This is a genomic window from Methyloparacoccus sp. NF-16, from assembly GCF_056880625.1.
This window is the reverse complement of the sequence record NZ_CP174130.1, coordinates 1,097,340-1,121,691: the sequence shown is the minus strand read 5'-3', so window position 1 is coordinate 1,121,691 and position 24,352 is coordinate 1,097,340. Positions and strand designations below refer to the sequence as shown.

The window sequence follows — 24,352 nt, the reverse complement described above, 5'->3', positions numbered from 1 at the left end:
GCTGGAATGACCGGTCTGAGATGCCACCGCGCGCTTCCGGTTCCCGGCCGCCGCCGCATCCGTCCCGGGTCAATCACGACGCGCTCCCGAAGGCCATCATGAATCCCCAACCACACGCACGCACAGTTTACCTTGGCTTCTGTTCGACCTATCACGATCCCGCCGTCGCCCTGATCGACGGCCAGGGCAACATCCGCTTCGCCGAAGCCACCGAGCGGGTACTGCAATACAAGCGTGCCCTCAACTGCGAACCGGACCAGCCCTTCCAGCTGCCCGACCTGCTGGCCCGCCACTGCCCGGACGCGGAGCGTTTCGTCGTCGCCGGCAACTGGCGCGCCGCCCGCCCCTGGTACGAGCGGCTGGCCCGGCAACTCGGCTGGCTGACGCCGCGCGGCATCCTGGGCTACCGGGGCCGCCAGCTCACCACCTGCCTGCCGACCTGGGAACTCAACCACATGCAGGCATGCCAGCATCACGCCCTGCGCCGGTCCGGCCTCAACCTCGCCCGCAGCCTGCGGCGGCATTACCCCGGCGCCGAGGTCGTCTTCCGCCATTATGACCATCACCTTGCCCACGCCGCTCTCGCCTGCCATGGCAGTCCCTTCGGCGAGGCGGCCGCCGCCGTCATCGACTCCTACGGCGAACGCGGCTCGCTGGCCTTCTTCCGCTATGGCCGCGGGCGGCTGACGCCGCTGTTCGTCTCGCGCGGACCGCAGAGCCTGGGGTTCTTCTACATGAAGCTGACCGAACTGTGCGGTTTCGACTGGCTGGGCGGCGAGGAATGGAAGGTCATGGGCCTGGCGTCCTACGGCCGGACCGACGTGGAAGTGCTGGGCTGGCTGCGCGACCTGATGCGGGTGGAAGGACTGGACATCCACCAGGACCGTTCGACCTTTTTCAGGCTTCTGCAAAAGCTGGAAAGCCGCCGCCGCCCCCCCGAGGAGCCACCGGAGGCGGCCGCCGACCTCGCCCATACCGGCCAGCAGTTCTTCGTCGAGCTGGTCAACCAGCTGCTGGCCAACCTGCAGCGGGCAACGGGGGAGGAGAACCTGGCGCTGGGCGGCGGCTGCGCCCTGAACTCGGTCGCCAACGGCCAGCTGCTGGCAGCGACACCGTTCCGGCGCCTGCACATTCCCTCGGCGCCGGCCGACGACGGCACGGCGCTGGGCGCGGCGCTGCTGGCCTGGCATGAGAATCACCCGGAGGTTGTTCCGGCGCCCGCGCCGCTCTCGCCCTATCTCGGCAGCGAGGTGGATGCTGCCGCCGCCGCGCGCTTTGCCCGCTACGCCGGCCTACCGGTCCGGCACCTGCCCGACGGCGCCGTCGTCGACGCCACGGCGCGCTTGCTCGCCCAAGGTCATGTCGTCGGCTGGATGCAGGGACGGGCGGAATTCGGCCCGCGGGCGCTGGGCAACCGCTCGATCCTCGCCGATCCCCGCTCACCGGCGATGATGGACCGGATCAACGCCACGGTGAAGTTCCGCGAACGGTTTCGCCCCTATGCGCCGGCCATCCTGGACGAGTTCGGCCCCGCGTATTTCGAGGATTACCAGGAAACGCCCTACATGGACCGCACGCTGCGCTTCCGGCCCGATGTCCGCGACCGGGTACCGGCCGTGGTACATGTCGATGGCACCGGCCGCCTGCAGACCGTCCGGCCGGACTGGAACCCGCGCTTCCACGCCCTGTTGCGGCGCTTCCACGACCTGACGCAGGTTCCGGTACTGCTGAATACCAGCTTCAACGTCATGGGCAAACCCATCGTCCACAGCGTCGAGGATGCCTTTGCCGTCTTCATGGGCTCGGGCCTGGATGCGCTGGTGATCGGCGACTATATGTTCGACAAACCCGGCCGGCTGGCATGAGCCCGCTGCGCGCGCGCTGCCAGCGCTGGCTGAACGGCCCCCGGCAAGCCGCCGATCGGCAAGCGGCCGATCGCCTGCTGGCGACCGCCCTGGCCGAGGCAGCGGCACTGGCCGACGCCCGCACCGCGCCCGGCACAGCCTGGCGGCCGGCTCCGGATGTCGGGCCGGCACCCGGCACGGACGGGGAAAGGCGATGGCTGACCGGCATGGCGCCGGCCGGCCTGCTGGAAGGTGTGTGGCTGTCCCGCATCGCCTTGCCGGCCACCAGTCATCGCCCGCTGACGAATCGGCTGTTGCAGCTGTTCACGGAACTGGTCGGGCTGCAATCGCCCGCGGACGCCCCGCCCCTGCGCTATCGGGCCAGGCTGGTCATGGCGGGCATCACCCTGCCCGAGCTGCGCAGCCCGCTGTTCTTCGCCGACCCGGCGCTGCCCGAAGCCGGCGTGGCCCTGGCCGCGCTGCACCTGGCGCTGAGCCAGTACCCGATGACGCGGGCGGCCGAAATCGCCGGCTATACCCTCGCCCACCTGACGCGCGAACCCGCCAGCTGGGACGACCCGGCCGACAGCCGGTTGCGGCAGCGGCATCTGGCCGACCTGCGGGCCGAGGTCGCCGCGGCGGACCTGGACCCGGCCCGGGTCGCCGCCGGCGCGGCGCTCTATGTCGCAGCGTTTTCCCGGCTGTATCAGGCACTGGCCGAGCCACGGGAAACGCCCGCGGCCGCTCCGTCCAGCCGCATGGCCGCCATCGTCGCCGCCAAGCTGCCGCACGCCATCGGCTATCACGGCCGGGTCCGGCTGGCCGGCCGCAACCTGGACGACTGGCTGCGGTCCTGTCCGCAGGAGACGCCGGCGCTGCTCGCAGCCCTGCGCGAGTCGCCGCCGGGCCGTGGCACCTGTCCGGCCGGCAGCCGGCTGCTGCGGGCGACGGCGTTCGGCGGCCCCATGTTCGGCGTCTTCGATGCCGGGGAACAGGACGCCATCCGCGCCTGGCTGGCCGCGCCTGCATCAGGCGGTGAACCGCAACCCGCAGGGCCGGCATCCGTCGTCGACCCGGTCCTGCCCGCCGGCGAACCCGGGCCGGCGGCGCCCGCGTCACAGCCGCGCAAGGTCAGGGATATCGTCCGCCATCTGCTGCGCTGCGAGTCGGCCACCGAGGCGCAACCGGTGGCCGACGCCTGCGTGGCGCGCTGGCTGGGGTGGGCACGCCGGCTGGCCTATTTGCACCGCAAGGGCTGGCCGACAAGCTATGCAACCGGTGTTCTGGGCAATTTCATCGCGGCGCGGCACCGCGCCGAAGTCGGCCGCTATCGGCCGCTGGCCAGGGTGCCGGCGGTAGACCGCGCGTTCTGCCGCTGGACCCTGCTGCAACTGGCCCCGGCGATCCTAGTGGACGGCGCCTGGCTCGCGGGCAGCGCCGGGGCGGCCGAAACGCTCACTGCCAGCGACCGCCACCTGTTGCAGATACTGGTCGACGAACTGGGCGAGGGCCGGCCTGACTGGCATCACCCGAACGTCTACCGGCGGCTGCTGGAAAGCCAGGGGATCGCGCTGCCGGAACTGGCGGACCCCGCCTTCGTCGACCAGCCCGGCTGCATGAACGCGGCCTTCGACATCCCCGCCTGCCTGCTGGCGATGGGACTGGCCGGCGAACGGTTTCGGGCGGAGCGGCTGGGTCTCAACCTTGCCATCGAGCTGAGCGGTCTCGGCGCGGGCTACCTGCGGGCCGTGGATATCCTCCGCCGGCATGGCATGGACCCGACCATCGTCCGGCTGCACCTGTCCATCGACAATCCCGCCTCGGGACACACCGCGCGGGCGCGGCAGGCCATCGAGCTTTATCTGGAGGACCTGCGCCAGCACGAGGGCGACGCTGCGGTCGCGTCGGCCTGGGCGCGGATCGGCTGCGGCTACCGGATGTTCGCTGTCGCCAGTCTGCGCCTGTCGGCCGGCATCCTGCTGCGCTATGCCCTGCACCGGCTGGGCTGGCGGGTCGCCGAGCCGGGCGGCCGGGCACCCGGCGAGCCGGCTCAGGCCTCCAGTCCGGCGGTGGCGTCCGGGCGCTGGCACCGGTAGATGGCCTCGTTGCGATGCCATTGCGAGCGCCCGTACCCATAGCCGACGAAGGTCCAGGTCAGCAGCGCGAGCAGCACGCGCAACAGCCAGTTGCCCTCCAGGCTGAAGGGCGTGCCGAAATGCGCGTACTGGAACACCGCCAGGGAAAACCAGAACATGAAGCCGCCCCAGCGCAGCACACCATGCGACCAGATGAAGTGCCGCATGCCGCCGCGCCGCAGGCGCGCCCAGCGGTCCAGCTGCTCGTCCGACCATGGGCCGCTCGCCGACGGCCTGCGCGCTCCCGAATGCATCGCCTGTCCTCCGTGTGTCCAGCGGGGAAGCTTACCGCGGTGCCGGCCGTGCCCGATCCGGGTGCGCCGGAACGGGGCCGCGCCGAATTCTACGCGCCGGGGGCGCGGGTGGCCTCGCCCCGGCCGATGCCGAAGTAGTGGAACCCCAGGCTTTTCAGGCGGGTGGGATCGTAGAGGTTGCGGCCGTCGAAGATGGCCGGGTGCGAGAGCGTCGACCTGATCATGTCGAAATCCGGACTGCGGAAGACATTCCACTCGGTCACGATGACCAGCGCGTCGGCCCCCTCCAGGGTGGCCTCGGGACTGTCGCACAACACCAGATCGGCACGCTCGCCGTACAGGCGCCGCGCCTCGTCCCGGGCGACGGGATCGAAGGCCCGCACACGGGCGCCGGCGGCCCACAGCCGTTCCATGAGGACGCGGCTGGACGCCTCGCGCATGTCGTCGGTATTGGGCTTGAAGGCCAGGCCCCAGAGGGCGAAGGTGCGGCCCTGCAGCCGGCCCTGGAAATAGGCCGCCAGCTTTTCGAACAGCCGCAGCTTCTGCCGCTCGTTGACGCCTTCCACCGCTTGCAGCAGCTGCGCCGAATAGTCCACCTCGCGGGCGGTGCGTTCCAGCGCCTTGACATCCTTGGGGAAACAGGAGCCGCCATAGCCGCAGCCCGGATAGATGAAGTGATAGCCGATGCGCGGGTCGGAGCCGATGCCGACGCGCACCTTCTCGATGTCCGCGCCGAGTCGCTCGGCCAGGTTGGCCAGCTCGTTCATGAAGCTGATCTTGGTCGCCAGCATGGCGTTGGCGGCGTACTTGGTCAGCTCGGCGGAGCGGATGTCCATGCATACCAAGCGGTCGTGGTTGCGGTTGAACGGCGCGTACAGCGCCCGCAGCAGTTCGGTGGTGCGCGGATTGTCGGTGCCGACGACGATGCGGTCCGGCTTCATGAAATCCTCGATGGCGGCGCCTTCCTTGAGGAATTCGGGGTTGGAGACGACATCGAATTCGATCGCCGCCTGCCGCTCCGAGAGGACCGCGCGGATGGTGTCCCGCACCTTGTCGGCGGTACCGACCGGCACCGTCGACTTGTTGACCACGATGCGGTAATCGTGCAGGCGCTCGCCGATGGCGCGCGCGACGGCGGTGACATACTGGAGATCGGCCGAGCCATCCTCGTCGGGCGGCGTGCCGACGGCAATGAACTGGAACAGGCCGTGGGCCACGCCCAGGTCGACATCGGTGGTGAAACGCAGCCGCTGGGCCGCCCGGTTGCGGGCGATGATCGCGTCGAGTCCCGGCTCGTGGATGGGCACCTCGCCCTGGTTGAGCCGGTCGATCTTGCCCTGGTCGATGTCGACGCAGACGACCTCGTTGCCGACTTCGGCCAGGCAGGCGCCGGTGACCAGTCCGACATAGCCGGACCCGAAGATGGTGACTTTCATGACAGGTTTTCCCGAAGCAGTGATGGAAGGTCGCGGGGCTCAGCCATCCAGGCCGCGTTGCAGGTCGGCGCGGATATCGTCGATGTGTTCCAGCCCCACGGCGATGCGGATCAGGCCCTCGCGGATGCCGGCGGCCTCGCGCTCGTCCGCGGTCAGGCGCCCGTGCGTGGTGGTGGCCGGATGGGTGATGGTGGTCTTGACGTCGCCGAGATTGGCCGTGATGGACAGCAGCCGGGTGGCGTCGATGACTCGCCAGGCGGCCTCGCGCCCGCCGCGGACCTCGAAGCTGGCAATCCCGCCGCCCGCCGTCTGCTGGCGCATGGCCAGCGCATGCTGGGGGTGGGACGGCAGGCCGGGATAGTTGACCCGCTCGACCACGGCCTGCCGCTCCAGCCAGGTGGCGAGGGCGAGGGCATTGTCGCTGTGGGCACGCATGCGCAGCCCCAGGGTTTCCAGCCCCTTGAGGAATACCCAGGCGTTGAAGGGGCTCATGGTCGGCCCGCCGGTGCGCAGGAAGGGATAGACATGCCTGTCGAGCAGTTCGCGCTCGCCGACGATGGCGCCGCCCACGCAACGGCCCTGCCCGTCCAGGTACTTGGTGGCGGAGTGGATGATGATGTCGGCGCCCAGCGCCAGCGGCTTCTGCAGGGCCGGCGTGCAGAAGCAGTTGTCGACCGCCAGCAGCGCGCCATGCCGGTGGGCCAGGTCCGCCAGCCGGGGGATGTCGGCGATCTCGGTCAGCGGGTTGGATGGCGTCTCGACGAACAGCAGCCGGGTCGCCGGGCGGATCGCGGCCGCCCAGGCGGCCGCGTCGGTCAGGTCGACAAAGGTCGTTTCCACGCCGAACTTGGCCAGGTAGTTCTGGAACAGCAGCACGGTATTGCCGAACACCCCGCGCGAGCACAGCACGTGATCGCCGGCCTTGAGCAGCCCGAACGCCAGGCTGGCGATGGCCGCCATGCCGGAGGCGACGGCGATGCAGCGCTCCCCGCCCTCCAGCGCCGCCAGGCGCTCCTCGAAGGTGCGGACGGTGGGATTGGTGAAGCGCGAGTAGATGTTACCGGGCACCTGGCCGGAGAAGCGGGCGGCCGCCTCGGCGGCGCTGCCGAAGACATAGCTGGAGGTCGTAAAGATCGGCTCGGCATGCTCGCCCTCGGGCGTGCGGTGCTGGCCGGCGCGAATGGCCTGTGTGTCCGGATGGAACCCGCTCCAGTCGATTTCGTCCATGATCCTGGTCTCCCTAGCCGACGTTGTAGAGGCCGATGGTCGAGGCCGAACCCTGCCGGTTGGCCTTGGCCTGGTCGTTGCGGTGATGGCTCAGCCGATCGAGGTAGGCCTGATTGACGTCGCCGGTAACGTACTCGCCGTTGAAGCAGGAGGTATCGAAGCGCCGTATCGCGGGATTGCCGCGCTGCACCGCGTCGATCAGATCCGGCAGGTCCTGGTAGATCAGCCAGTCGCAGCCCAGGGCATGCTCGATCTCGGCCTCGGTGCGGTCATGGGCGATCAGCTCCTCGGCGGCCGGCATGTCGATGCCGTAGACGTTGGGGTAGCGCACCGGCGGCGCGGCCGAGGCGAGATAGACCTTGTTGGCGCCGGCATCGCGGGCCATCTGGATGATCTGCTCGGACGTGGTGCCGCGCACGATGGAATCATCCACCAGCAGCACGTTGCGGTCCTTGAATTCCATGCTGATGGCGTTGAGCTTCTGGCGCACCGACTTCTTGCGCAGCTGCTGGCCCGGCATGATGAAGGTCCGGCCGATGTAGCGGTTCTTGATGAAGCCCTCGCGGTACTTCACCTTCAGCTTGTTGGCCAGTTGCAGCGCCGCCGTGCGGCTGGTGTCGGGGATGGGGATGACCACGTCGATGTCGTGGTCGGGGCGCAGGCGGCGGATCTTGTCGGCCAGCTTGTCGCCCATGCGGCGCCGCGCCTTGTAGACCGAGATGTTGTCGATGATGGTATCGGGCCGGGCGAAATAGACGTACTCGAAGATGCAGGGCGACAGGCTGGTCTGCCGCGCGCACTGGCGGGCATGCAGGGTGCCGTCGCGCTCGATGAAGATGGCCTCGCCGGGCTCCAGGTCGCGCACGGTGGCGAAGCCCAGCACATCCAGGGCGACGCTTTCGGAAGCGAACATGTAGTCGGTCCCGCGATCGGTCTTGCGCTCGCCGTAGATCAGCGGGCGGATGCCGTGCGGGTCGCGGAAGGCCAGCACCCCGAATCCGGTGATCATGGCCACGACGGAATAGGCGCCGCGGCAGCGCGCGTGCACCCCGGCCACTGCGTGGAAGACATCCTCCGGGCCGATGCGCAGCTTGCCCAGCTCGTGCAGCTCGTGGGCGAACACGTTCAGCAGGACCTCGGAATCCGAATCGGTGTTGAGATGGCGCTGGTCCTGGACGAACAGCTCCTTCTTCAGGGTTTCGGCGTTGGTGAGATTGCCGTTGTGGGCCAGCGTGATGCCATAGGGCGAATTCACGTAGAACGGCTGCGCCTCGGCCGAGGTGGTGCAGCCGGCGGTCGGATAGCGCACATGGGCGATCCCCATGGTGCCACGCAGGTTGAGCATGTGACGGGTATGGAAGACATCGCGGACCAGCCCGCTGTCCTTGCGCAGGTGGAACCGGTCACCCTCGCAGGTGACGATCCCGGCCGCGTCCTGGCCGCGGTGCTGCAACACCGTGAGCGCTTCATAAAGTTCCTGGTTGACGTCCTCATGGGACACGATTCCGGCAATACCGCACATAGTCGTCTGTCTACTTGGTCGGGAAAACGAACTTGCTGTCGAGGCGCGAGACCAGTCCCGGCGGGAGCTGGGTATCCAGCCACAGCGCCAGCGACTGGAACAGGGGCATCAGCTGCGACTGGCGCCACCAGTTCTCGCGGGGCAAGGGAGAGGAGCGCGCCAGGAACACCAGCACCGTGATCACCAGGGCGCCGCGCGCGAGACCGAACAAGAGCCCCGCCAGGCGATCGATGCCGGACAGGCCGGTGCTTTCCAGCATGCGCGTCAGCAGGAATCCCACCATGCCCGCCAGCAGCAGGGTAAGGATGAACAGGATGCCGAAGGCCGCCGCCGTTCTGGCCGTGGGCGAGGGCATGGCGGTGGTCAGCGTATCCGCCACCATACCGTTGAAACTGACGCCGACCCAGATGGCCAGCCCCCAGGAGGCCAGCGACAGCACCTCGCGCACCAGCCCGCGCACCATGCCCACCAGCCCGGAGAGACCGATGACGACAACGATGAAGACATCCAGCCAGTTGAACGGCATCACGCGCAGCCGCACCCGGCATCGGGGCAGGAACGGCGCTCACCCATCAGCGACTCTGCAGAATGACGCCCTGGACACCGTCGTCGGTGGACAACTGCTTCTGGATCTGCTCGGCGCGGGCCCGATCCAGCCGGGGACCGACGGTTACCCGGTAGACCTTGCCGTTGGCGCCGTCGGCCGGATGGATATTCACCGGCAGATTGCGCTTGCGCAGCTTTTCCGCGAGCTTGCGGGCATTGGACTCGTCGGCGAACGTGCCGGCCTGCACCGTGTACTGGGCGGCCGGGGGCTGGGCCGGCGCGCTGGCGGCCGCAGCCGGCTTCCTGGCAGTTTTCTGGCTGGCATCGGCAGCCGGCGGGGCGGTCGGTTTCCTGTCCGCGGCCGCGGCGGGCTTGCCGGTCTTGTCCGCGGTGGCAGGCTTGGCGGAAGTGGCCTTGCTGGCGACGGCGGCAGGCGGTTTTGCCGGCCTCGGCGCGGGGCTTGCCTCGGCCCTGGTCGCCGGCTGCCGGGGCAATGGGCTCCTGGCGGCGGGTGCCGGGGCGGCCCGGCTGGTCACGGGCGCGGCAGACCTCGGGGCGGCGGGCGGCGCAGGGATGCCGGCCTCGGCCTCCTCGTCGCCAGGCACAGCCAGGGCGTCCGCCTCGGCATCGGCGGCGGGCGGCGGGACGTCGGCGGGCTCGATTCTGGCCGGCTTCGGCGGCGCCTCCTCCAGCGGGACGATCTCATACTTGCGCTTGCGCGATGCCGGGGAAGATGTCGCGGTGGCCGCCGGCGCGCCGGCGTCGGCGGCCGGGGCGGTGGCGGCGGGACGATCGTCGCGGGGCAGTTCCAGCGGTCGCTCCTCCAGGGCCCTGGGCAGCGCGGCCGGGTCGGTGGGTGTCTTGTCCTCGAAGAAGTAGGGCACCACCAGCACCAGCAGCCCCATGATCAGGGCCGCGCCGATCAGGCGGCGCTTCAATTGTTCGTCCATAGGCATCAACCCCCTTGACCGGCAACCTGTGCCAGATAGTCAGAAACCAGAAAAAACGAACCGAAGACGAGCAACAGATCTCCCGGCACCGCCCGGGCCCTGGCCGTCAGACAGGCGGCGGCGGCATCGGCAAAGCCGCTCTCGACACGGTCGATGCCGGCATTATGGAGGATTTCCGTCAACTCTTCAGGCGTCGCGGCCCGCGACAGGCTCAGGGGAGCCAGATACCAGTGATCGATGAGCGGCTGTATCGGCGCCAGTATGCCGGGGATATCCTTGTCGCGCATGACCGAGAAGACGGCATGCACGCGCCGCCCCGGGAAGTGCCGGCGCAGATGCCCCGCCAGCACCCGTACCGACTGCGGATTGTGGGCGACATCCAGCAGGACCGGTATCTCGCCCGAGAAATACTGGAACCGGCCCGCCAGCCGGACCTCGCGCAGCCCCCGCTCGAGCGCGTCCCGCGACACCGGGAGCGCCGCATGGGCCTGGGCCAGGCACTGGAGCACCGCCGCCGCATTCAGGTACTGATGCTCGCCGGGTATGGCCGGCGGCGGCAAACCCTCGTGCCGGCCGCCATGGCCCCACCAGGACCAGCGGTCGCCCTCCAGTGCAAAGCCGAAATCGACACCCTGCCGGGCAAGCCTGGCGCCCTTCTCCTCGGCCACGGCCAGCACCGAGGCCGGCGCGTCGGGATCGCCGAGCACGGCGGGCCGCTGGCGGCGGAAGATGCCGGCCTTCTCGCGACCGATCGCCTCGCGGGTATCGCCCAGCCATTCCTGATGATCGATGTCGATGCTGGCGATCAGGGCAATCTGGGCGTCGACGATGTTGACCGCGTCGAGCCGTCCCCCCAGCCCCACTTCCAGAATCTGGATATCCAGCCCGGCCGAGCTGAAAATCTCCAGGGCCGCCAGGGTGCCGAACTCGAAGAAGCTCAGGGAAATGTCGCCCCGCGCTGCCTCGATCCGCTCGAAGGCCCGCATGATGCGGGCGTCGTCGACCGGCACGCCATCGATGCAGATGCGCTCGTTGTAGCGCAGGATGTGCGGCGAGGTGTAGGTGCCCACCCGGTAGCCGGCGGCGCGCAGGATGCTGTCCAGCATCGCGACGCAGGAGCCCTTGCCGTTGGTGCCGCCGACGCTGATGGTGTACGGCAGGGATGGCGGCAGCCCCATGCCGGCCAGAACCCGGGAAACACGCCCCAGTCCGAGGTCGATGGCCTTGGGGTGCAGGGTCTCCTGCCAGGCCAGCCACTCGGCCAGCGTGCCGAAACGCATGGATCGCAGTCTGCGCCAGGGGGCTTTCAGAGGCTTTCGCCGGACCCCAGCATGAGATGCGGATCCGGTTCCGGGCTCCGGCGGGCATCGGGCAGCAGCATGTCGATCAGGCCGGCGATGCGCTCGCGCAGCTCCCGGCGATCCACGATCATGTCCAGCGCGCCGTGCTCCAGCAGGAATTCGCTGCGCTGGAAGCCTTCCGGCAGTTTTTCCCGCACCGTCTGCTCGATGACGCGGGGACCGGCGAAACCGATCAGCGCGCCGGGCTCGCCGATGTTGATGTCGCCCAGCATCGCCAGGCTGGCCGATACCCCGCCCATGGTCGGGTCGGTCATGACCGAGATGAAGGGAATGCCGGCCTTGGCCATCATCGCCAGGGCGGCACTGGTCTTGGCCATCTGGAACAGCGACAGCAGGGATTCCTGCATGCGGGCACCGCCGCTGGCGGAGAACGCCACCAGGGGGGCGCGCTGGGCGATGCAGTGGTTGACGCCGCGCACGAAGCGCTCGCCGACCACGGAGCCCATGGACCCGCCCATGAACTCGAAGTTGAAGGCGGCAGCCACGAGCGGGCGGCCCAGCAGCTGGCCCGCCACGACGATGAGGGCATCCTTCTCGCCCGTGGCCTTCTGTGCCTGGCTCAGGCGATCCTTGTATTTCTTGCTGTCCTTGAACTTCAGCGCATCCACGGAAACCAGCGACTCCGCCAGTTCGATGCGGTTGCCCGGGTCAAGGAAGGCATGCAGGCGCTTGCGGGCGCTCAGGCGCATGTGGTGGCCGCACTTGGCGCAGACGGCAAGATTGCGCTCGACCTCCGAGCGATAGAGGATGGCGTTGCAGTGCGGACACTTGCTCCACAGCCCTTCGGGCACGGCGCCCTTGCTGGAGGCCTCGGTGCGGATCTTGGACGGGACTAGCTTGTGGAACCAGCTCAAGGTTTTCTCTCCGCGCTCAGACGCCCGCGGAGGCCGCGTCCAGGGCCTCGCGCATGGACCGTATCAATTCGACGATATCCGACAAAGCTCGCCCGGCATCCTCGCCCGCCGCCTCAATCCTGCCGACCAGGGCGCTGCCGACCACCACCGCATCGGCGAAACGGCCGATGGCGGCCGCCGTCCCAGCGTTCTTGACACCGAAGCCGACGCCCAGGGGCAGGTCCGTCAGGCCGCGAATCTGGGCCAGCTTGCGCTCGACATCGGCCAGATCCAGGTGCGCGGCCCCGGTCACGCCCTTGAGGGCGACGTAGTAGAGATAGCCGCGCCCCAGCTGCCCCATCTTGCGTATGCGCTGCTCGGTGCTGTTGGGCGCCAGGAGGAAGATCGGATCGATGCCCGCCCGCTCCAGCAGGATCAGCAGCTCGGACGACTCCTCGGGCGGCATGTCGACGGTGAGCACGCCGTCGACGCCGACCGCGCTGGCCTGCTCGGCGAACGCCGCATAGCCCATGGCCTCGACCGGGTTCAGGTAGCCCATCAGGACGACCGGCGTATCCTGGTCGCGCTGGCGGAACTCGCCGACGAGGGCCAGGGTCTTGCGCAGGCTCATGTGGTGCGCGAGGGCGCGCTCGCTGGCGCGCTGGATCACCGGGCCGTCGGCCATCGGATCGGAGAACGGCACGCCGATCTCGAGCACGTCGGCGCCGGCCTCGACCAGTGCGTGCAGGGCGGGAACGGTGAACGCCGGGGTCGGATCGCCCGCGGTGATGAATGGAATCAGGGCCGTGCGGCGAGCCTGGCCGAGGGCCTGGAACTTGGCAGTCAATCGACTCACAGCGCGATGCCCTCCCGAGCGGCAATGGTGTTGATGTCCTTGTCCCCGCGACCGGACAGGTTGACCAGAATCTGCTGATCCTGGCTGAGGGTCGGCGCCAGCTTCATCGCGTAGGCCACGGCATGGCTGGACTCCAGCGCGGGAATGATGCCCTCCATGCGCGTCAGGGTATGGAAACCTTCCATCGCCTCGGTGTCGGTGATGCTGACGTAGGTGGCCCGGCCGCTGTCCTTCAGCCAGGCATGCTCGGGACCGACGCCGGGGTAGTCGAGACCGGCCGAGATCGAGTGGGTCTCGATGATCTCGCCGTCCTCATCCTCCATCAGGTAGGTGCGGTTGCCGTGCAGCACGCCCGGCCGGCCGGCGCTGAGAGGTGCGGAATGGCGGCCGGTCTCGATGCCGTCGCCGGCCGCCTCGACCCCGTACATGCGCACGCCGGCGTCGCCGATGAAGGGATGGAACAGCCCGATGGCGTTGGAGCCGCCACCCACGCAGGCCACCAGCGCGTCCGGCAGGCGGCCGGTCTGCTGCAGCATCTGCTCTCGCGACTCGCGGCCGATGATGGCCTGGAAATCGCGCACCATGGCCGGATACGGATGCGGGCCGGCCACCGTACCGATGATGTAGAAGGTGTTGTCGACGTTGGTCACCCAGTCGCGCATGGCCTCGTTGAGAGCGTCCTTGAGCGTCCGGGAACCGGAGGACACGGGCACCACCTGCGCGCCGAGCAGCCGCATGCGGAGGACGTTGGGCGCCTGCCGCGCGACATCCACCTCCCCCATGTAGACGATGCACTCCAGGCCCAGCCGCGCCGCCACCGTCGCCGTGGCCACGCCATGCTGGCCGGCGCCCGTCTCGGCGATGATGCGGGTCTTGCCCATGCGCTTGGCCAGCAGGGCCTGGCCGATGGTGTTGTTGACCTTGTGGGCGCCGGTATGGTTGAGATCCTCCCGCTTGAGGAAAATCTGCCCGCCGCCGAGATGACGGCTGAGCCGCTCGGCGTGATAGACCGGCGAGGGCCGGCCGACATAGTGCTGGAGGTCGCGGTCCAGCTCGGCCAGGAATTCCGGGTCCTGCAGGTAGCGCTGGTAGGCCAGGCGCAGCTCCTCGATGGGCTCCATCAGGGTCTCGGCCACGAAGACGCCGCCATAGGGGCCGAAATGGCCACGCTCGTCCGGCAGGTTGTAGGGTTCAGTCGCTGAGTCGCTCATAGTCAAATCGCTGCACATGCTTGAGGAAAGCCGCCATCCTGTCGGCATCCTTGATGCCCTTGCCGGCCTCGACGCCGCTGGAGACATCCACCGCGTAGGGCCGCACCGACCGGAGCGCGGCGCCGATGTTGTCCGGCGTCAGTCCGCCCGCCAGGATCACCTGATGGGCCAGCTCCGCCGGCAGCCGGCGCCAGTCGAAGGTCGCCCCCGTGCCGCCGGCCGCATCGGCCTGCCAGGCATCGACCAGGAAGCCGCCGGCGCCCGCGTAGGGCGCCATGGCTGCGGCCAGGTCCAGGCCGGGCTTCATGCGCAGCGCCTTGATCCAGGACCTGCCGAACGCCCGGCAATGCACCGGGTCCTCGTCGCCATGGAACTGCAACACGTCGATGCGCACCTGCGCCAGCACCTCGCGCAGGCTGGCGGGGGACTCGTCCACGAACAGGCCGACGACGGTCACGAACGGTGGCAAGCCGGCAACGATGGCGCGGGCCTGCTCGATGGTGACATGCCGGGGGCTGGGCGGATAGAAGACCAGGCCGATCGCGTCGACGCCCAGTTCGACCGCCTTGAGGGCGTCGCCGGGGCGCGTCAGGCCGCAAATTTTAACCCGAGTTCGATGGCAGGGATATGGAATTTTCACGGCACTCGGCAGGGCTGTAGCGCCGGGCATCGGCGGGCAGATGATCGAAGATGGGATGGCGCGGCAAGCCGAAAGCGGCGGGATAGTGGATGCCGGCGAAGTATAACCCGTCGGGCGGGGCCGTCACACCGCCGGCGGCGCGGTCGCGGGCCTCCAGCACCTGCCGGGCCCAGTCCGCCGGCTGCCGGCCGGTGCCGACATCGATCAGGACCCCGGCGATGTTGCGGACCATGTGATGCAGGAAGGCGTTGGCACAGATGTCGATGCGCATGCGATCGCCCTCACGCTCGACATGGATGAAGTGCAGATAGCGGTTGGGGCTGCGGGACTGGCAGCCCTGCGCCCGGAAGGAGGAGAAATCGTGCTCGCCGAGCAGATGCGCGGCCGCCTCCCGCATGGGCGCGACCGCCAGCGGCAGATGCACGGTTGTCAGCTGCCGCCGCCTCAGGGCGGAGGCCATGCCGCGGTTGAGAATCACGTAGCGGTAGTGACGGGCGATGGCGCTGGCGCGGGCATGGAAATCGTCCGGAACCGGCGTGGCCCAGAGCACGCGGACATCCGGCGGCAGCCGCGAGTTGCTGCCCATGACCCAGGAGTAGGGGCTGCGCGCCGCCCCGGTATCGAAGTGCAGCACCTGCGCCGTGGCATGCACGCCGGCATCGGTGCGCCCGGCGCAGACGATCCGCACAGGCTCGTCGGCCACCCGGCCCAGGGCCTTTTCCAGCTCCTCCTGCACGGTCCGCCGGCCGGGCTGCCATTGCCAGCCGGCAAAGCCGGAACCGTCGTATTCCACGCCCATTGCGATACGCATCGAAACTCGCAAGCTCCCTCATCAAAGCCGGATCACGGTGTCGGCGGGCTACTGCCCGTTCCCGGACAAGCGGACGGTTGCCGCCGTTGCGCCGGGCATCGCGAGACGCGGGCATTCCCCGGCGTGGCGGGGGCCGCCGCTGGCGAAGCCCGGGGGGTTACCGATACACTCCTGTGCATCCAAGCATACAACGCAATCACAAGGTGAAGGTTCATGGCTGTCACGGCAAAACTCGAACTGGACGGGCAAATCGTTGAATTGCCGGTCGTTATCGGCACGGAGCAGGAGAAGGGTGTGGACGTCACCCGGCTGCAGGCCGAGTCCGGCTACATCACCCTCGACCCCGGCTATGCCAACACCGGTGCCTGCAAATCCGCCATCACCTACATCGACGGCGATCAGGGCATCCTGCGCTACCGTGGCTACGACATCGCCGAGCTGTGCGAGAAATCCACCTTCATGGAGGTCAGCTACCTGCTGATCCACGGCGAGCTGCCGACCGCGGAGGAATTCACCCGGTTCAAGGACAAGATCCTGCTGCATTCCCTGATTCACGAGGACATGAAGAGCTTCTTCACCTCCTATCCGGGACATGCCCATCCCATGGCCATCCTGTCGTCGATGGTCTGCTCGCTGTCGGTGTATCACCCGGAGCTGCTCAAGCCCAACCCCACCGCCAAGGAGGCCAGCCAGACCATCACCCGCCTACTGTCCAAGGTCCGGGTGCTGGCGGCCTTCGCCTACAAGCGCTCGGTGGGCGAGGCCTTCGCCTATACCCGCCCGGAGCTCGACTACGTCTCGAACTTCCTGCACATGATGTTCACCACCCCGATGCGTGACTACGTCGCCAGCGAGACCGTGCGCAAGGCGCTGGACGTGCTGTTCATCCTGCACGCCGACCACGAGCAGAACTGCTCGACCTCGACCGTGCGCATGGTCGGCTCGTCCAAGGCCAACCTGTTCGCCTCCATCTCGGCCGGCGTCTGCGCGCTGTGGGGACCGCTGCATGGCGGCGCCAACCAGTCGGTCATCGAGATGCTGGAGGACATCGCCCGGGACGGCTGCCACTACCGGAAATACATCGAGAAGGCCAAGGACCGGAACGACCCCTTCCGGCTCATGGGCTTCGGCCATCGCGTCTACAAGAGCTACGACCCGCGGGCGGCGATCCTGAAGAAATACTGCGACCAGATTCTCGACCAGCTCGGCATCAGCGACCCCATCTTCGACATCGCCAAGGGACTGGAGGAGGCGGCCCTGACCGACCCCTATTTCATCGAACGCAAGCTCTATCCCAACGTCGACTTCTATTCCGGGGTGCTGTACCGGGCGATGGGATTCCCGACCAACATGTTCACCGTCCTGTTCGCGCTCGGCCGGCTGCCCGGCTGGATCGCGCACTGGAAGGAAATGATCGAGGATCCCGGCACGCGCATCGCGAGACCCCGGCAGATCTACGTCGGCCCGTCCCTGCGCAGCTACCTGCCGCTGGGACAGCGCGTGCGCGCGGAAGGCTGAAGCATCCGCTCCGGCACCGTGCGCCCGTCCATCCCGCGCCGACCGACCGCACCGCCGCGACTGGCCACCGCCCTGCTTCTGCTGCTGGGCGGCGCCCCGACGGTCTGGGCCTGGCGCTGCAACGGCCGCCTGATCGAACCGGGACACAGCTTCTACGAGGTACGATCGCTCTGCGGCGATCCGGCGTCGGCCGAACACCAGACCGAATGGCGCCTGCAGACCGTCTACCAGCAGCAATGCCAGACCGTGATGGAACCCCGGCCCCTGCCGTCCAAGCCAGGCCCGGCATCAGCGGCGGGCAGCCCGTCCAGCGTGCCGAGAACCGTCTGCATGCCGGTGCCGATCAGCTACTCCGTGCCCGTGGACATCGAGGTCTGGTTCTACGACGATGTCAGCGTGCCCAAGGCGCTGCATTTCGAGGCCGGCCGGCTGGCCTGGATCGAAACCCTGTGGCACCTGCGCCACTGAACCGCCATACCTTTCCCCTGCTTGCCCGACACGCGCCATGTCGCTCATTTCGCTCAACAACATCCATCTCGGCTACGGTCACCCGCTGCTGGACGGCATCGGCTTCTCGCTGGAAAAGGGCGAACGGGTCGCCCTGGTCGGCCGTAACGGCACCGGCAAATCGACCCTGCTCAAGCTCATCGACCGGCAGATCGTCGCCGACGACGGCGATCTCGCCTATGCCGACGGCGTCCGGGTGGCCCGCCTTGACCAGGAAGTGCCGCTGGAAACGGCCGGCAGCGTCTTCGACGTAGTCGCGGCCGGCCTCGGCGCAATCGGCGATGCCATCCGCCGCTACCATCACCTGACCCACGAGCTGGCCGGCCAGCCGAGCGCGGCCAACCTGCAGGAGCTGGAGGCATGCCAGCATGTGATCGAGGCGGCCGGCGCCTGGGACATGGAAAAGACCGTCGAGAACCTGCTCACCCGCCTGAGCCTGCCGATCGACGACGATGTCGCCGCCCTCTCGGGCGGACTCAAGCGGCGGGTGCTGCTGGCGCGGGCGCTGGCCTCGCAGCCTGACGTCCTGCTGCTGGACGAGCCGACCAACCATCTCGACCTGGAGGCCATCCTCTGGCTGGAGGAATTCCTGCTCGGCTGGCCGGGTACCCTGGTGTTCATCACCCATGACCGCGTGTTCCTGCAGCGGCTGGCGACCCGCATCATCGAGCTGGATCGCGGCCGGCTCACCGATTTTCCCGGCGACTATCCGACCTACCTGCGGCGCAAGGCGGAGCTGCTGGAGGCCGAAGCCAGGGCCAACGCCGAATTCGACAAGAAGCTGGCCCAGGAAGAGGCCTGGATCCGTCAGGGCATCAAGGCCCGGCGCACCCGCGACATGGGCCGGGTCAAGCGGCTCAAGGAAATGCGCGAGGCCCGCAGCGAGCGCCGCGTCCGCGCCGGCCAGGTGAACCTGCAGATCCAGCAGGCCGAGCGCTCCGGCAAACTGGTGGTCGAAGCCGAGGGAGTCGGTTTCCGCTATGCGGACCGGCCCATCGTCGAGGGGCTGAACACCACCATCCTGCGCGGCGACAAGGTCGGCATCATCGGTCCCAACGGCTGCGGCAAGACCACGCTGCTGCGGCTGATGCTGGGCCAGCTGCAGCCCACCACCGGAACCATCAGGCTCGGCACCAACCTGCAGATCGCCTACTTCGACCAGTACCGCACGGCGCTGGACGAGGAGGCCTCGGTCATCGACAACGTCGCCGAGGGCAGCGACCGGGTCACGGTCAACGGGCGCAACACCCATGTCATCGGCTACCTGCAGGATTTCCTGTTCACGCCGGACCGCGCCCGCCAGCCGGTCAAGTCGCTCTCCGGCGGCGAACGCAACCGGCTGCTGCTGGCGCGGCTGTTCACCCAGCCCGCCAACCTGCTGGTGCTGGACGAACCCACCAACGACCTCGACGCCGACACCCTGGATCTGCTGGAGGAACTGCTGATCGACTACAGCGGCACCGTGCTGGTGGTCAGCCATGACCGGGCATTCCTCAACAACCTGGTCACCAGCGTGCTGGCCTTCGAGGGCAACGGCGTCGTCAACGAATACGTCGGCGGCTATGACGACTGGGTCCGCCAGCGACCGGCGCTAGCCCAGCCCGCGCCATCCCCTGCCCCGGCGGCGGAACAGCCCCGCACCGCCGCACCGCCGCCATCCCCGGCCCCCGCCAGGCCGCGCCGGCTCAGCTACAAGGAGCAGAAGGAGCTGGCCGAGCTGCCCGCCACCATCGAACGTCTGGAAACCGAGATCGCCGCCATGAACCAGACCATGACCCAGGCCGGCTTCTACCAGCAGCCCCGGGAAGCCATCACCCAGGCCCAGGCCGCGGCGGCCGAGAGACAGGCCCGGCTGGAATCCGCCTACGCCCGCTGGGAAGCGCTCGAGGCCCTGCAGGAAGGCGGCGGCGGCTGAACCGGCCACTTCCACCCCCATGTCCCCCACCCGAGCAACCGCCATGATCCGCACCACTCTTCTCGCCCTGGTCCTGTTCGCGGGATGCAGCCAGGACCAGCTGCTGCAGAACGCCTCGCCTGCCTATGCCGCCGGTTACCGGGATGGCTGCCAGAATGGCACGTCCACGGCCAGCAACAAGACCGGCGCGTTCGTTCGCGACGACCCGCGCTACCTGAACGACGGCGAATATGCCCAGGGCTGGCGCACGGGCAACCAGACCTGCGACGGCGAAGGCTTCCGGGCCAATCCCAACGACAGCATGCAGCCCATCGAGATCGACGGTCCCCAGGGCGTCTACGAGCGCTGAACATCCCCTAGGGGAAGAACATGAAGAACAGGTAGGCGGCGAAGATCATCAGGTGCACCACGCCCTGCAGCAGGTTGGCCCGGCCGCTGACGAAGGTGATGAAGGCGACGATCAGGGTGGCGTACAGCAGGCTGACGTCCAGCTGATCGATGCCGAGCACCAGCGCATGGCCCAGCAGGGCGGCGGCGATCAGCACCGTCGGTATGGTCAGCGCGATGGTCGACAGCGCCGAACCCAGACAGATGTTGATGGCGCGCTGCACCCGGTTGCCGACCGCCGCGCGCAGGGCGCCCATGCCCTCCGGCGACAGCACCAGCGCCGTGACGATCAGCCCGCCCAGGCCGGCCGGCAGGCGCAGGTCCTCGATCACGTAGTCGAGTATCGCCGCCACCCGCTCCGACAGCAGCATGATCGGCAGCAGCGCGAACAACAGCCCCCCCAGCGAGGCCGCCAGGGATCCGGCTTCGCCCGCCTCGCCGTCCTGCCCGCCCGGCACGGACGCCAGCGCATGGCTGTCATGGACGACATGGGCGAAATGCGAGCGGTGGCGGCCGACCTGCAGGCGCAGGAACACGGCATAGACCAGCACGCAGAGGATGCCCATGAACGCCTCCTGCACCGGCGCCAGCGTCGGCCCGGGGGTCTGGCGGGTGAAGTTCGGCAGCACCAGGATCAGCAACGACAGCGGCGCGATGATGTGCAGGAAGGCGAGCGCCCCGCGCAGGTTGAAGGCCTGCTCGATATGCCGCCAGCCGCCGGCCGTCAGCGCCAGCCCCACCAGTCCGTTGAGCGCCACCATCAGGGTCGCGAACACCGTGTCGCGCAGCAGGGTTGGGTTCTGCTCCCCGGACAGCATCACGCTGAGCAGCAGCGTCGCCTCGATCGCCGTCGCCGACAGCGTCAGCACCAGGGTCCCGTAGGGTTCGCCCAGCCGTTCCGCCAGGGCGTCGGCATGTTCCACGACCGTGAACACGCAGCCGAGGATCAGCAGCAGGATCACCGCGCCCTCGATGGCGACGCACACGCCGGCCCCCGTGCCGGCGAAAAGCCCCGGCACGGCGGTCATCAGCAGCCAGGCCAGCCAGGCCAGCGTGGCGAGCTTTTGCCGCCAGACAACAGCCAGACAGGAGTTCAGGATGTTCACAGGCATTCGGACTGGAATGGCAGCGGGGAATGGTTCATCTTAAGGCATGGTTCATTTTAACCAGCCGGCGCGCGGCGTTCGCCGATACCAGTGAATCCCGCACCGGCAAGACCCCGCCCGATGCCCGCGGGTGAGCGCCATCATGCAGACCTGAGACCCGTCCGGCAGAATTTCACCCGATCCGGGGCACCATTTGCCCGCGGCACGCACTAATCAGGCGTCACACCGAGGAACACACTGCATGACGCCGACATCTACCCTGATTTCCCTGACCGAGCGCGGGCTCGTGCCTGACTGGGCCATCCGCCTGGGCATCCGTCGACTGCTGCGCTCGCGGCTGGCGGCATTGCCGCTGGACAACCCGGCCGCCGCCGACCGCTACGTGCAGGATTTCCTCCGCGACATGGCGGCGGCGCCGATCGCCCTGGTGCCCGACAAGGCCAACGAGCAGCACTACGAGGTGCCGGCCGCCTTTTTCGAGGCGGTGCTGGGCCGGCGACGGAAGTACAGCAGCTGCCTGTGGCCGGCGGGGGCGCGCACCCTGGACGAGGCGGAGGCGGCGGCCCTGCGCGAAACCGCCGAGCACGCGGATCTTCGCGACGGCCAGGCCATCCTGGAACTGGGCTGTGGCTGGGGCTCGCTCAGCCTGTGGATGGCGGAGCAGTTCCCGCGCAGCCAGATCGTCGGCGTCTCCAACTCGCACAGCCAGCGCGAGAGCATCCTGGCCCGGGCGCAGGCGGCGGGACTGAGCAATCTGGAAATCGTCACCTGCGACATGAACCATTTCGACACCGAGCGGCGCTTCGACCGGGTGGTGTCGGTGGAAATGTTCGAGCACATGCGCAACTGGTCGCGGCTGTTCGGACGCATCGACGGCTGGCTGAAACCGGATGGCCGGTTCTTCATGCATGTGTTCTGCCACCGCGCCCTGCCCTATCGGTTCGAGGTCCAGGATGCGTCGGACTGGATGAGCCGCTACTTCTTCTCCGGCGGCATGATGCCCTCCTGGGATCTGGCCACGCAGCTCGACAGCCCCCTGCAGCTGGTACAGCGCTGGCAATGGAGCGGCCGCCACTACGAGCAGACCGCCAATGCCTGGCTGGCCAACATGGACCGCCACCGGCAAGCGCTGTGGCCCCTGCTGGAAAGCACCTACGGCCCCGGCCAGGCGCCGCTGTGGTGGGTGCGCTGGCGCATCTTCTTCATGGCCTGCGCGGAACTGTTCGGCTACCGCCAGGGTACGGAATGGCCGGTCGGCCACTATCTGTTCCGCCGCAGCGCCCAACCGGACTGAGGGAGGTTGCCGATGCCCGCCATGCACAGGATTCCGCCGCCGCTCAATTTCGGCCTCTATCAGCTGGCCTGGTTCGCCTGCGTGATGGGTGCCGGGGCCGGGCATTTCCTGGCGGGCGTGATCGCGGTGCTGGCGGTCTGCGGACTGCATCTTGCCGCCAGCCCGCATCCCGGCCGCGAGTTCGGGATCATCCTGGCGACCGGCTTCATCGGCGCCGCCTGGGAAACGCTGCTGGTCAAGGGCGGCTGGGTGCGCTACCACGGCAACGGGCTGGAACAGTTTCCCCCGGTCTGGATCGTGGCCCTGTGGCTGGCGTTCGCAACCACCTTCAACGCCTCCCTGCGCTGGCTGCAGGGCCGCCATCTGCTGGCCGCCGTGCTGGGCCTGCTTGGCGGGCCGCTGGCCTGGTACGCGGGCGAGCACCTGCAGGCGCTGGAGCTGCCGGATCGCAGCCTGTCGCTCGCCATCATCGGGCTGGGCTGGGCCCTGCTGATGCCGCTGCTGCTGCACATGGCAGGACGCCTGGGCAACGGCGCAAATCCTCCGGAGAAAGCTCATGTTTGACTGGAATCTGGCCGGCCAGGGCCTGTTGCTGATGCTGGCGCTGGCCACCATGACCTGGCTGCTCAGCCTCCGCAAGCGCGATGTCAGCATCGTCGACAGCGTCTGGTCCTGGTTTTTCCTGGCCGCCCTGCTGCTGTGGTGGTGGACGCCCCTGCCTACCAATGGCCCCAGGGCCAGCCTGACGCTGCTGCTGGTCAGCCTCTGGGGCCTGCGCCTCAGCGGTTACCTGACCTGGCGCAACTGGGGCCAGCCGGAGGACCGCCGCTACCAGGCGATCCGCGCCCGCAACCAGCCGCATTACGCCGTCAAGAGCCTGGTGATCGTGTTCGCCCTGCAGGCCCTGCTGGCCTGGGTCATCGCCTGGCCGATCCTGCCGGCAATGAAATCGCCGGCCGCCCTGGGCGGACTCGACGCGCTGGGCGTTGCCCTGTTCCTTGCCGGCTGGTGTATCGAGAGCCTCGCCGATCTGCAGATGGCCCGCTTCCGGGCACGGCCGCGCGGCCATGACGCCGTTCTGGACAGCGGCCTCTGGCGCTATTCGCGGCATCCGAACTATTTCGGCGAGACGCTGCTGTGGTGGGGGTTCTATCTCGTCGCGGTCGCCGCCGGCGCGCCCCTGTGGATCGTCGTCTCGCCCCTGCTGATCACCTTCCTGCTGGTCAAGGTATCCGGCGTCCCCCTGCTGGAGGCCGATATCGCCGAACGGCGGCCGGCCTACCGGGACTACATCCGCAACACCAGCGCCTTCGTCCCGCGCCCACCCGGGAGAACGCCATCATGAACTGGCCGATTGCCACACTGGCCGCCGCGCTGCTGGGTCTCGCCGGCGCCGCCGGGGCCGTGCCCCAGACGGCGGAGCGCGACTGGAACTTCACCGTCTATCTGGACGATGACCGCGTCGGCCACCACCGTTTCAGTCTCGACGAGACGCCGGCCATGCGCGAGCTGCGCAGCGAGGCGCGCTTCTCGGTCAAGCTGCTCATGATCGAGGCCTACCGTTACCAGCATCAGGCCCGCGAAACCTGGCGGGGCGACTGTCTCGGCGCGATCGAGGCGCAGACCGACGACAACGGCGAGCGCACGACGCTGCGCGGCCAGTCGCAAGGCGACCGGTTCGAGCTGCGCAAGGACGACCAGGCGGAAAAGCTGCCAGCCTGCATCATGAGCTTCGCCTACTGGAACCCGCTGATGCTGCGGCAAAGCCACCTGCTCAACCCGCAGAACGGGGAGTTCACCCCGGTCCGGATCCAGCCGCGGGGCCGCGAGAGCGTGCCCGTGCGCGGACAGGCGGTGGCCGCGGACAAGTGGCATCTCGACGCCGGCAAATTCCAGATCGACCTCTGGTATGCCGACGGCGGCCGCTGGGTCGCGCTGGATTCGCGGCTCGACAACGGTCGCACCCTGCGCTACCGCATCGAATAGACCAGGACACACA

The 24,352-nt window shown here is 68.5% G+C and carries 23 protein-coding genes; 10 read left to right on the top strand and 13 right to left on the bottom strand.

Translation table 11 applies throughout. The annotated features are described in order from the left end of the window. The first annotated feature begins 98 nt into the window (after nt 1-98). Both ACH5N8_RS05425 and ACH5N8_RS05420 read left to right on the top strand, forming a co-directional pair. Entirely contained in the window at nt 99-1,865 is a 1,767-nt protein-coding gene (locus ACH5N8_RS05425) for a carbamoyltransferase family protein (RefSeq protein WP_483282810.1), read from the top strand. Continuing rightward, nucleotides 1,862-3,940 (top strand): iron-containing redox enzyme family protein, encoded by a 2,079-nt coding sequence (locus ACH5N8_RS05420; protein ID WP_483282809.1) that lies wholly within the window; start codon nt 1,862-1,864, stop codon nt 3,938-3,940. Before ACH5N8_RS05425 ends, ACH5N8_RS05420 begins: the two co-directional genes overlap by 4 nt. Here the strand turns inward: ACH5N8_RS05420 and ACH5N8_RS05415 are convergent. The 12 genes from ACH5N8_RS05415 to truA form a co-directional block, all read right to left on the bottom strand. After that, nucleotides 3,895-4,233: a hypothetical protein gene (locus tag ACH5N8_RS05415; RefSeq protein WP_483282808.1), complete on the bottom strand. Its 339-nt coding sequence runs from the start codon at nt 4,231-4,233 to the stop codon at nt 3,895-3,897. The two genes, ACH5N8_RS05420 and ACH5N8_RS05415, sit on opposite strands and share 46 nt — an antisense overlap. Before the next feature lie 89 nt (nt 4,234-4,322). Then, entirely contained in the window at nt 4,323-5,669 is a 1,347-nt protein-coding gene (locus ACH5N8_RS05410) for a UDP-glucose dehydrogenase family protein (protein ID WP_483282807.1), read from the bottom strand. A gap of 39 nt (nt 5,670-5,708) precedes the next feature. Continuing rightward, complete coding sequence (locus tag ACH5N8_RS05405) at nt 5,709-6,896, bottom strand: O-succinylhomoserine sulfhydrylase (RefSeq protein WP_483282806.1); 1,188 nt, start codon at nt 6,894-6,896, stop codon at nt 5,709-5,711. A gap of 13 nt (nt 6,897-6,909) precedes the next feature. Further along, a complete protein-coding gene (gene purF, locus ACH5N8_RS05400) occupies nt 6,910-8,418 on the bottom strand; it encodes an amidophosphoribosyltransferase (RefSeq protein ID WP_460027779.1) in 1,509 nt (502 codons plus the stop codon). Between the two features lie 10 nt (nt 8,419-8,428). Then, on the bottom strand, nt 8,429-8,944 hold the full coding sequence (locus ACH5N8_RS05395; RefSeq protein ID WP_483283172.1) for a CvpA family protein: 516 nt from the start codon (nt 8,942-8,944) through the stop codon (nt 8,429-8,431). A 46-nt stretch (nt 8,945-8,990) separates the two neighbouring features. Then, entirely contained in the window at nt 8,991-9,914 is a 924-nt protein-coding gene (locus ACH5N8_RS05390) for an SPOR domain-containing protein (protein ID WP_483282805.1), read from the bottom strand. A 5-nt stretch (nt 9,915-9,919) separates the two neighbouring features. Further along, complete coding sequence (gene folC / locus ACH5N8_RS05385; RefSeq protein ID WP_483282804.1) at nt 9,920-11,194, bottom strand: bifunctional tetrahydrofolate synthase/dihydrofolate synthase; 1,275 nt, start codon at nt 11,192-11,194, stop codon at nt 9,920-9,922. Nucleotides 11,195-11,220: 26 nt separating this feature from the next. Beyond that, complete coding sequence (accD, locus tag ACH5N8_RS05380; protein ID WP_460027776.1) at nt 11,221-12,129, bottom strand: acetyl-CoA carboxylase, carboxyltransferase subunit beta; 909 nt, start codon at nt 12,127-12,129, stop codon at nt 11,221-11,223. Between the two features lie 16 nt (nt 12,130-12,145). Further along, nucleotides 12,146-12,964 carry a tryptophan synthase subunit alpha gene (gene trpA, locus ACH5N8_RS05375; protein WP_483282803.1) on the bottom strand — a complete coding sequence of 273 codons (819 nt, stop codon included), beginning with the start codon at nt 12,962-12,964 and terminating at the stop codon, nt 12,146-12,148. Then, nucleotides 12,961-14,175 (bottom strand): tryptophan synthase subunit beta, encoded by a 1,215-nt coding sequence (trpB, locus tag ACH5N8_RS05370; protein WP_460027774.1) that lies wholly within the window; start codon nt 14,173-14,175, stop codon nt 12,961-12,963. Before trpB ends, trpA begins: the two co-directional genes overlap by 4 nt. Further along, nucleotides 14,156-14,815: a phosphoribosylanthranilate isomerase gene (locus tag ACH5N8_RS05365; RefSeq protein ID WP_483282802.1), complete on the bottom strand. Its 660-nt coding sequence runs from the start codon at nt 14,813-14,815 to the stop codon at nt 14,156-14,158. The genes trpB and ACH5N8_RS05365 overlap by 20 nt, the downstream gene beginning before the upstream one ends. Next, nucleotides 14,778-15,626: a tRNA pseudouridine(38-40) synthase TruA gene (gene truA, locus ACH5N8_RS05360; RefSeq protein ID WP_483282801.1), complete on the bottom strand. Its 849-nt coding sequence runs from the start codon at nt 15,624-15,626 to the stop codon at nt 14,778-14,780. The genes ACH5N8_RS05365 and truA overlap by 38 nt, the downstream gene beginning before the upstream one ends. A gap of 213 nt (nt 15,627-15,839) precedes the next feature. On the opposite strand from truA, the gene ACH5N8_RS05355 reads away from it, so the two are divergent. Genes ACH5N8_RS05355 through ACH5N8_RS05340 form a run of 4 tightly spaced genes read left to right on the top strand, consistent with a single transcriptional unit; the run spans nt 15,840 to nt 19,915 of the window. Continuing rightward, nucleotides 15,840-17,144, top strand: a complete 1,305-nt coding sequence (locus tag ACH5N8_RS05355) for a citrate synthase (RefSeq protein WP_460027771.1) — start codon at nt 15,840-15,842, stop codon at nt 17,142-17,144. Nucleotides 17,145-17,162: 18 nt separating this feature from the next. Beyond that, nucleotides 17,163-17,612 (top strand): DUF2845 domain-containing protein, encoded by a 450-nt coding sequence (locus ACH5N8_RS05350; protein ID WP_483282800.1) that lies wholly within the window; start codon nt 17,163-17,165, stop codon nt 17,610-17,612. A gap of 37 nt (nt 17,613-17,649) precedes the next feature. Continuing rightward, a complete protein-coding gene (locus ACH5N8_RS05345) occupies nt 17,650-19,566 on the top strand; it encodes an ATP-binding cassette domain-containing protein (RefSeq protein ID WP_483282799.1) in 1,917 nt (638 codons plus the stop codon). Nucleotides 19,567-19,609: 43 nt separating this feature from the next. Further along, nucleotides 19,610-19,915: a hypothetical protein gene (locus ACH5N8_RS05340; RefSeq protein ID WP_460027768.1), complete on the top strand. Its 306-nt coding sequence runs from the start codon at nt 19,610-19,612 to the stop codon at nt 19,913-19,915. Between the two features lie 7 nt (nt 19,916-19,922). Here the strand turns inward: ACH5N8_RS05340 and ACH5N8_RS05335 are convergent, their stop codons facing one another. After that, entirely contained in the window at nt 19,923-21,059 is a 1,137-nt protein-coding gene (locus tag ACH5N8_RS05335) for a calcium:cation antiporter (RefSeq protein WP_483282798.1), read from the bottom strand. Nucleotides 21,060-21,300: 241 nt separating this feature from the next. Here ACH5N8_RS05335 and ACH5N8_RS05330 point away from each other — a divergent pair, with 241 nt between their 5' ends. From ACH5N8_RS05330 to ACH5N8_RS05315, 4 genes are read left to right on the top strand one after another with little or no spacing between them, the layout of a single operon-like run. Further along, nucleotides 21,301-22,353, top strand: coding sequence for an SAM-dependent methyltransferase (locus ACH5N8_RS05330; protein WP_483282797.1), 1,053 nt, complete (start codon nt 21,301-21,303; stop codon nt 22,351-22,353). A gap of 12 nt (nt 22,354-22,365) precedes the next feature. Continuing rightward, entirely contained in the window at nt 22,366-22,917 is a 552-nt protein-coding gene (locus tag ACH5N8_RS05325) for a DUF2878 domain-containing protein (protein WP_483282796.1), read from the top strand. After that, nucleotides 22,910-23,698, top strand: coding sequence for a DUF1295 domain-containing protein (locus tag ACH5N8_RS05320; RefSeq protein WP_483282795.1), 789 nt, complete (start codon nt 22,910-22,912; stop codon nt 23,696-23,698). The genes ACH5N8_RS05325 and ACH5N8_RS05320 overlap by 8 nt, the downstream gene beginning before the upstream one ends. Continuing rightward, nucleotides 23,695-24,339 (top strand): DUF6134 family protein, encoded by a 645-nt coding sequence (locus tag ACH5N8_RS05315; RefSeq protein ID WP_460027763.1) that lies wholly within the window; start codon nt 23,695-23,697, stop codon nt 24,337-24,339. The genes ACH5N8_RS05320 and ACH5N8_RS05315 overlap by 4 nt, the downstream gene beginning before the upstream one ends. Nucleotides 24,340-24,352: the final 13 nt, after the last annotated feature.